We start from the raw sequence: 8,542 nt of genomic DNA, 5'->3' as shown, positions 1-8,542 counted from the left end.
TTCGCATTCCGCGACCCCGGCACATTCGTATGCGCCAACTCATCCACCAACGCCACCACAGGACGCCGCGCCAACACCGCCCCCACATCCATCTCAGAGAACACCGCACCCCGATACCCCAACTCCACCCGCGGCACCTGCTCCACCCCGTGCAACATCACCTCCGTACGAGGCCGCCCATGATGCTCCACGAAAGCCACCACACAATCCGTACCCCGCTCCACCCGCCGATGCGCCTCCGACAACATCGCATACGTCTTCCCCACACCCGGCGCCGCACCGAGGTAGATCCGTAGCTTCCCGCGTCCCATCCGTTGGTCCTCACCTCTCGAAGCGGTAGCCCATGCCGGGCTCCGTGATCAGATAGCGGGGGTGTGAGGGGTCGGGTTCCAGTTTGCGGCGCAACTGGGCCAGGTACACCCGCAGGTAGTTCGATTTTCCGCTGTGCGAGGGGCCCCACACCTCGCGCAGCAGTTCCCGCTGGCCGACCATGCGGCCGGGGTTGGTCACCAGGATCTCCAGGACGTGCCATTCGGTGGGGGTGAGTCGGATGTCCCGGCCGGCGCGGGCGGCCCGTTTGGCGACGAGGTCGACGGTGAAGTCGTCGGTGGTGACCAGGGGCGGGTTCAGGCCGCCGACGACGCTGCCGCCGCGTCGTACGGCGGCCCGTAGCCGGGCCAGGAGTTCGTCCATGCTGAACGGCTTGGTGACGTAGTCGTCGGCGCCGGCGTCGAGGGCCGCGACCTTCTCCTCGGGCGTTCGGCGGGCCGACACCACCACGACGGGGACCGGGCTCCGTCCGCGCAGCACCCGGAGCACGGCGACGCCGCTCATGTCGGGCAGCCCGAGGTCGAGGAGCACGGCGTCCGGTGGTCGGTCGGTGGCCCGGCTGAGGGCGGTGACGCCGTCGGCGGCGGTGTCGGTCTCGTAGCCGCGGGCTCTGAGAGTGATGACCAGTGCAGTGACGAGTTGGGGATCGTCCTCCACCACCAGGACCCGGGTCATCGGTGTGCGGCCTCCTCGGTCGGGGCGCCGTGCGGGTGGCCCGGGTCCGGCACCGCGCTGGGCGGGCCGGACCCGGGTCCCGGCGTCAGCGGCGGGTGAGTTCCTTGAGGGCGACGTTCAGTTCGAGGACGTTCACGGTGGGCTCCCCCATGAAGCCGAGCAGTCGGCCCTGTTCGTGTGCGTCCACGAGTTCCTGGACCCGCTCGACGGGCAGCCCGTTGCGGGCGGCGACCCGGCGGACCTGGAGGTCCGCGTACGCGGGGGAGATCGCCGGGTCGAGACCCGATCCCGAGGAGGTCACCGCGTCGGCGGGGACGTCACCGGGGGCGACCGGGTGGCCGGGCACCGAGTTGTCCTTGACCACCGCGGCCTGTGCGGCCTTGACCTGTTCGATCAGCGCCGGGTTGTCGCCGGCCAGGTTGGTCGCACCGGAGAGGATCAGGCGGTACTGGGTGTTGACGGAGTTGGTGCCGAGGCCGTTCTGGGGCCGGCCCTGGAACCACTTGAGGTCGGCCGTCGGGGTCCCCTCGCCCTCCTTCAGCGGCAGGTTGTACGCCTGCCCGATGAGCGCCGAGCCGACCACCTTGCCGTCGGACGTGATCTCGGAGCCGTTCGCCTTGTCCCGGAAGAGGCCCTGGGCGACGCCGGTGACCGCGAGCGGGTAGAGCACGCCGGTCACCAGGGTGAGCACCAGCAGGGCGCGCAGTCCGGCGGTCAGCAGCCGGGCGGTGTTCGATACGGAGGTGTTCATGGCGGTCAGCCGATCCCGGGGATGAGGGAGAGGAGCAGGTCGATGGCCTTGATGCCGATGAAGGGCGCGATCAGTCCGCCGAGGCCGTAGATGCCGAGGTTGCGGCGGAGCAGCTTGTCGGCGCTCACCGGTCGGTAGCGGACGCCGCGCAGGGCGAGCGGGACCAGCGCGATGATGACGAGCGCGTTGAAGATGACCGCGGACAGGATGGCCGAGTCGGGCGAGTCGAGCCGCATCACGTTGAGGGTGTCGAGACCCGGGTACACGGCGGCGAACAGCGCGGGGATGATCGCGAAGTACTTGGCGACGTCGTTGGCGATGGAGAAGGTGGTGAGGGCGCCCCGGGTGATGAGGAGTTGCTTGCCGATCTCCACGATCTCGATGAGTTTGGTCGGGTTGGAGTCGAGGTCGACCATGTTCCCGGCCTCCTTGGCGGCGGAGGTGCCGGTGTTCATCGCGACGCCCACGTCCGCCTGGGCGAGGGCGGGGGCGTCGTTGGTGCCGTCCCCGGTCATGGCGACGAGCTTGCCGCCGGCCTGTTCCCGCTTGATGAGGGCCATCTTGTCCTCGGGGGTGGCCTCGGCGAGGAAGTCGTCGACTCCGGCCTCGTCGGCGATGGCCTTGGCCGTCAGCGGGTTGTCCCCGGTGATCATGACGGTCTTGATGCCCATGCGACGCAGTTCGGCGAACCGTTCGCGCATGCCCTCCTTGACGACGTCCTTGAGGTGGATGACACCGAGGACGCGGGCGCCGCGGTCGTCCTCGACGGCGACCAACAGGGGCGTTCCGCCGGCTTGGGAGATCCGTTCGGCGGCGGTGTCGGCGTCCGGGGCGAGGGTGCCGCCCTGGTCGCGGACCCAGGTGAGGACCGAGCCGGTGGCGCCCTTGCGGATCTTGCGGCCGTCGACGTCGACGCCGGACATCCGGGTCTGGGCGGTGAAGGAGATCCACTCGGCGCCCGCCAGTTCGCCCTGGTGGCGCTCGCGCAGTCCGTACTTCTCCTTGGCGAGGACGACGATCGAGCGGCCCTCGGGGGTCTCGTCGGCGAGGGAGGACAGCTGCGCCGCGTTGGCGACCTCGGACTCGGTGGTGCCGGCGACCGGGACGAACTCGGCGGCCTGGCGGTTGCCGAGGGTGATGGTGCCGGTCTTGTCGAGGAGCAGGGTGGAGACGTCGCCCGCGGCTTCGACGGCGCGGCCCGACATGGCGAGCACGTTGCGCTGCACCAGTCGGTCCATGCCGGCGATGCCGATGGCGGAGAGCAGGGCGCCGATGGTGGTGGGGATCAGGCAGACGAGCAGCGCCACCAGGACGACCATGGACAGTTCGGTGCCGGCGTAGTCGGCGAACGGGGGGAGGGTGACGACCGCGAGCAGGAAGACGATGGTGAGCGAGGCGAGCAGGATGTTGAGCGCGATCTCGTTCGGGGTCTTCTGGCGGGCGGCGCCCTCGACCAGGCCGATCATCCGGTCGATGAAGGTCTCGCCGGGTTTGGTGGTGATGGTGACGACGATGCGGTCGGAGAGGACCTTGGTGCCGCCGGTGACGGCCGAACGGTCGCCGCCGGACTCCCGGATGACGGGGGCGGACTCGCCGGTGATGGCGGACTCGTCCACGGAGGCGACGCCTTCGACGACGTCGCCGTCCCCGGGGATGATGTCGCCGGCCTCGCACACCACCCGGTCCCCGACGCGCAGTTCGGTGCCGGGCACTTGTTCCTCGCCGTGGCCGTCCTGGGTGAGGCGGCGGGCGACGGTGTCGGTCTTGGCCTTGCGGAGGGTGTCGGCCTGGGCCTTGCCGCGGCCTTCGGCGACGGCTTCGGCGAGGTTGGCGAAGAGCACGGTGAGCCACAGCCAGGCGGAGATGGTCCAGCCGAACCAGTCGCCGGGGTCCGCGAGGGAGAACCCGGTCGTCAGGACCGAGCCGACGAGGACGACGAACATGACGGGCGACTTGACCATCACGCGGGGGTCGAGCTTGCGGAAGGCGTCGGGCAGCGACCTCACCAGTTGCGCGGGGTCGAAGAGTCCGGCGCCGACCCGTCCGGCGTCCTGGTGCCCGGTCGGGACGTCCTGGTGGGGCGCCCGGCTCGGGGAGGCACTGGGGGGCGCGGGAACGGTCATGGGGTCACCTGCGGGGTTGTCGGTGCGCGGGGTCATCAGGCCAGCCCTTCCGCGAGCGGGCCGAGGGCCAGGGCGGGGAAGTACGTGAGCCCGGTGATGATGAGGATGGTTCCGGCGAGCAGCCCGGTGAACAGCGGCTTCTCGGTGCGGAGGGTGCCGGCCGTGACGGGCACGGGCTTCTGTTCGGCGAGGGAGCCGGCGAGGGCGAGGACGAACACCATCGGGATGAACCGGCCGAGGAGCATCGCGAGGCCGATCGTGGTGTTGTACCACTGGGTGTCCGCGGTGAGTCCGGCGAAGGCGGAGCCGTTGTTGTTGGCGCCCGAGGTGAAGGCGTAGAGGACTTCGGAGAAGCCGTGCGCGCCGGGGTTGAGCATGGAGTCGGGCGGGGTGGGCAGGGCCATCGACGCGGAGGTGAAGACCAGGACCAGGGTCGGGGTGACGAGGAGGTAGCAGGCGGCGAGTTTGATCTCGCGGGTGCCGATCTTCTTCCCCAGGTACTCGGGGGTCCGGCCGACCATGAGTCCGGCGAGGAACACGGCGATGACGGCCATGATGAGCATGCCGTACAGGCCGGAGCCGACGCCGCCGGGCGCGATCTCGCCGAGCATCATGCCGAGCATGGTGATGCCGCCGCCGAGGCCGGTGTACGAGGAGTGGAAGGAGTCGACCGCGCCGGTCGAGGTGAGGGTGGTGGACACCGCGAAGATCGCCGAGGCGCCGACGCCGAACCGGGTCTCCTTGCCCTCCATCGCGGCGCCCGCGATCTCGTAGGCGGGCGAGCGGTGGGCGAACTCGGTCCACCACATCAGGGCGATGAAGGCGACCCAGATGGTGACCATCGTGCCGAGGATCGCGTAGCCCTGGCGCACCGAGCCGACCATGACGCCGAAGGTGCGGGTGATCGAGAACGGGATCAGCAGGATCAGGAAGATCTCGAAGAGGTTGGAGAACGCGTTGGGGTTCTCGAACGGGTGGGCGGAGTTGGCGTTGAAGTAGCCGCCGCCGTTGGTGCCGAGTTCCTTGATGGCCTCCTGGGAGGCGACCGCACCGCCGTTCCACTGCTGGCTGCCGCCGGTGAACTGGCCGACCTCGTGGATGCCGGCGAAGTTCTGGATGGCTCCGGTGGCGACGAGCACGATCGCGCCGATCACCGCGAGGGGCAGCAGGATGCGCACCACTCCGCGCACCAGGTCGGACCAGAAGTTGCCGAGTTCACCGGTGCGGGAGCGGGCGAAGCCGCGGACGAGGGCGACGGCGACGGCCATGCCGACGGCGGCGGACACGAAGTTCTGCACCGCCAGGCCACCGGTCTGGACGACGTGGCCCATGGCCTGTTCGCCGTAGTACGACTGCCAGTTGGTGTTGGAGACGAACGAGGCGGCCGTGTTGAACGCCTGGTCGGGGTCGATCGAGGCGAAGCCGAGGGAGCCGGGCAGGCTGCCCTGGATTCGTTGCAGCAGGTAGAGGAAGAGGACGCCGACGGCGGAGAAGGCGAGGACGCCGCGGAGGTAGGCGGGCCAGCGCATTTCGGCGCTCGGGTTGGCGCCGATGCCCTTGTAGATCCACTTCTCGATCCGCAGGTGGCGGTCGGAGGAGTAGACGCGGGCCATGTGGTCACCCAGCGGGCGGTAGGCCAGGGCGAGCGCGGCCACCAGCGCCAGGAGCTGGAGCACTCCAGCGAGTTCGGGGCTCATGACCGGGCTCAGAACCTCTCCGGATAGATGAGGGCGAGGACGAGGTAGCCCAGCAGGGCGACGGCCACGATCAGGCCGATGGTGTTTTCGACGGTCACAGCTTCGTCACCCCCTTGGCGACGAGCGCCACCAGCGCGAAGACCGCGATCGTGGTGACGACGAAGGCCAGGTCGGCCATCGTGAGCTCCTGGGTTGAGATCGGTCGACCAGGTCGACCGAATGCAGTCGGATAAGCGGACTGTTTGAGGAAACCTGCTATCCCGCCTCCGACCACCGCCGTTGACGCTCCTCTTACGGCGCCCCGCACGGTATTGACGGCTCCCATACGCGTTCCCGGCCTGCCGCTCTGACCTGCGGAAAGATCACCTGAACGGGGGCCGGTCGGCCGCGCGGTCCGGCTCCGGTGCGCTCCGCGCCACGGGCAGGCGCAGCACCATCGTCAAGCCGCCGCCCGGGGTGTCCTCCGGGGTGAGGGTGCCGTCCATGGCCTCGGTGAGCCCCCGCGACAGGGCGAGGCCGAGGCCGAGTCCGCTGGTGTTGTCGGTGTCGCCGAGCCGTTGGAAGGGCTCGAAGATCCGCTCCCGTCCGGCCGCGGGCAGCCCGGGTCCCCGGTCCGCGATCCGCAGCTCGACCCGGTCGGCGAGGGCGCTGGCGGTGAGCAGCACGGGGTGCACGGGCGGAGCGTGGTGCACCGCGTTGGCGACCAGGTTCGCGAGGACGCGCTCCAGCAGCGGAGGGTCGGCCAGGACGTCCGGGACCCGTTCCAGGTTGCGGACCTCGACCGTCGGCAGCCCGCCGGGCAGGGACTCCAGGGCCGGGGCGATGACCTCCTCCAGGGCCGTGGGACGCAGGCACAGGGTGAGCGCCCCGGCCTCCAGCCGGCTCAGGTCGAGCAGGTTCTCCACGAGGGCGCTGAGCCGGGCCATGGAGGTGTCGGCGGTGGCGAGGAGTTCTTCGCGGTCCCGGGCGCTGAACTCGACGTCCCGGCTGCGCAGCGAGGTGACGGCGGCCCAGCCCGCGGCCAGCGGGGTCCGCAGGTCGTGTCCGACGGCCCGCAGCAGCGCCGTCCGCATCCGGTCGGCGGCCCGTACCGGCTCTATCTCGGCTGCGGCCCGGGCGAGTCGGTCCCGTTCGACGGCGGCTCCCGCGTGCGCGGCGAACGCGACCAGCACCCGCCGCTCGGAGGCCGCCAGGGTGCGTCCGCGCAGCACCAGCCGGGTGTCGGGCCCGGCGGCGACGGTGGTGACGGCTTCTTCGGCGGGGTCGGAGGGGGCCCGGGTGCCGGTGGGCGGGGTGGTCGTGGTGTCCGCGAGGAGGAGCCCCCGGGCCGCCGGACGGATGTCGACGAGTTCCACCGAGGTGACGCCGAAGGTCTCCCGGGCCCGGTCGAGCAGGGCCGGGATGGTGGCGTCGCCGCGCACGATGCTGCCGGCGAGGGAGGAGAGGGTCTCGGCCTCGGCGGTGGCGCGGGCCGAACGTCTGGACAGCCGTAGCGAGCGGTCCACGACGGCGGCGACGGTCGCGGCGACCACGGCGAAGACGGCGAGGGCGATGAGGGCGTTGGCGTCGTGGAGGGTGAAGCGGCCGACGGGCGGGATGAACCAGTAGTTGAGGAGCAGGGAGGCGGTGACCGAGGCGACGACGGCGGAGGTGACCCCGCCGATGCAGGCGACGGCGCCCACCGCGAGCAGGAACAGCAGGGCCTCGCTGGTGAGGTCGAGCGCGGCGCGGGCGGCGTCCAGGTCGAGCAGCAGGGTCAGCAGGACGGGGAGCAGGAGCCCGGCGACCGGTCCGGCGGCGGTGCGCGCCGGTGGCAGGGTCCGCCGTCGGGAGGGCAGCAGGGTGCCGCGGCCGGCGCGCTCGTGGGTGACGATGTGGACATCGATGTCGCCGGAGAGCGCGACGATGGTGTCCCCGGTGCCGCGTCCCGTGAGGAAGCGTTCGACCCGGCCCCGGCGGCTGGTGCCGAGCACCAGTTGGGTGGCGTCCTCGGCGCGGGCGAACTCGACCAGGGCGGTGGGCACGTCGTTCCCGACGACCGAGTGGTACGTCCCGCCCAGGCTCTCGACGAGTCGTCGTTGCCGGGCCAGCGCGCCGTGCGAGGTGCCGGCGGCGAGTCCGTCGCTGCGCGTCACGTGGACGGCGAGCAGGTCGCCGCCGGCGGCCCGGTCCGCGATCCGGGCGGCGCGTCGGATCAGGGTGTCGCCCTCGGGGCCGCCGGTCAGGGCGACGACGACCCGTTCGCGGGTCTCCCACACGCCCCCGATGCCGTGCGCGGTGCGGTACTCGTGCAGGGCCTGGTCCACCTGGTCGGCGAGCCAGAGCAGCGCGAGTTGGCGCAGGGCGGTGAGGGTGCCGGGCCGGACGTAGCTGGCGAGCGCGGCGTCGACCTCGTCGGGCGGGCAGATGTCGCCGTGCACCAGTCGGCGGCGCAGGGCGTCCGGCGGGACGTCGACCAGCTCGATCTGGTCGGCGCCGCGGACGAACTCGTCGGGCACCCGCTCGGGTTGCGGTACGTCGGTGATCTTCTCCACCACGTCGCTGAGGGACTCCAGGTGGCGGACGTCCACGGTGGTGGCGACGTCGATGCCGGCGGCGAGCAGGGCCGCCACGTCCTGCCAGCGGTGGGGGTGGGGCGAGCCGGGCGGGTTGGCGCGGGCGAGGTCGTCCACCAGGGCGAGGCCGGGGCGGCGGGCCAGCAGGGCGCCGAGGTCGAGTCCGGGCGCGGCGCCCGGGGCGCGGGGCAGTGCGGTCAGTCCCCCGGTCAGGGCCAGGGTGCGGGGGCGGCCGTGGGACTCGACGATCCCGATGACGACGTCCGTGCCGCGGGCCGCCCTGCGGTGGGCCTCCTCCAGCATCCGGCAGGTCTTGCCCGCGCCGGGCGCGGCGCCGAGGAACACTTTGAGACGGCCGGGGCCACTGCTGCGGCCCGGGGGTGCGGGGGGCACGTGGGTGTGATTCATGGG

The 8,542-nt window shown here is 71.6% G+C and carries 7 protein-coding genes and 1 pseudogene; all 8 read right to left on the bottom strand.

Annotated elements, in window-relative coordinates:
* Positions 1-311 (bottom strand): annotated as a pseudogene (locus ACFWIA_RS29390) (histidine kinase); the annotation flags it as partial.
* A 10-nt stretch (positions 312-321) separates the two neighbouring features.
* On the bottom strand, positions 322-1,005 hold the full coding sequence (locus tag ACFWIA_RS29385) for a response regulator (protein WP_387010261.1): 684 nt from the start codon (positions 1,003-1,005) through the stop codon (positions 322-324).
* 85 nt (positions 1,006-1,090) lie between these two features.
* Complete coding sequence (locus ACFWIA_RS29380; RefSeq protein ID WP_387010259.1) at positions 1,091-1,756, bottom strand: potassium-transporting ATPase subunit C; 666 nt, start codon at positions 1,754-1,756, stop codon at positions 1,091-1,093.
* 5 nt (positions 1,757-1,761) lie between these two features.
* Entirely contained in the window at positions 1,762-3,915 is a 2,154-nt protein-coding gene (kdpB, locus tag ACFWIA_RS29375; protein ID WP_387010257.1) for a potassium-transporting ATPase subunit KdpB, read from the bottom strand.
* Entirely contained in the window at positions 3,915-5,576 is a 1,662-nt protein-coding gene (kdpA, locus tag ACFWIA_RS29370; protein WP_387010255.1) for a potassium-transporting ATPase subunit KdpA, read from the bottom strand. The genes kdpB and kdpA overlap by 1 nt, the downstream gene beginning before the upstream one ends.
* Positions 5,577-5,584: 8 nt before the next feature.
* Positions 5,585-5,674: a K(+)-transporting ATPase subunit F gene (gene kdpF / locus ACFWIA_RS29365; protein WP_385493318.1), complete on the bottom strand. Its 90-nt coding sequence runs from the start codon at positions 5,672-5,674 to the stop codon at positions 5,585-5,587.
* Positions 5,671-5,901, bottom strand: a complete 231-nt coding sequence (locus ACFWIA_RS29360; RefSeq protein ID WP_387010252.1) for a hypothetical protein — start codon at positions 5,899-5,901, stop codon at positions 5,671-5,673. Before ACFWIA_RS29360 ends, kdpF begins: the two co-directional genes overlap by 4 nt.
* A gap of 37 nt (positions 5,902-5,938) precedes the next feature.
* A complete protein-coding gene (locus tag ACFWIA_RS29355) occupies positions 5,939-8,539 on the bottom strand; it encodes an ATP-binding protein (RefSeq protein WP_387010250.1) in 2,601 nt (866 codons plus the stop codon).
* Positions 8,540-8,542 lie beyond the last annotated feature (3 nt).

Origin of the sequence: Streptomyces sp. NPDC127068 (assembly GCF_042724695.1) — a bacterium.
Taxonomy (GTDB): Bacteria; Actinomycetota; Actinomycetes; order Streptomycetales; family Streptomycetaceae; genus Streptomyces.
This window is presented reverse-complemented; position numbering and strand designations above follow the sequence as displayed.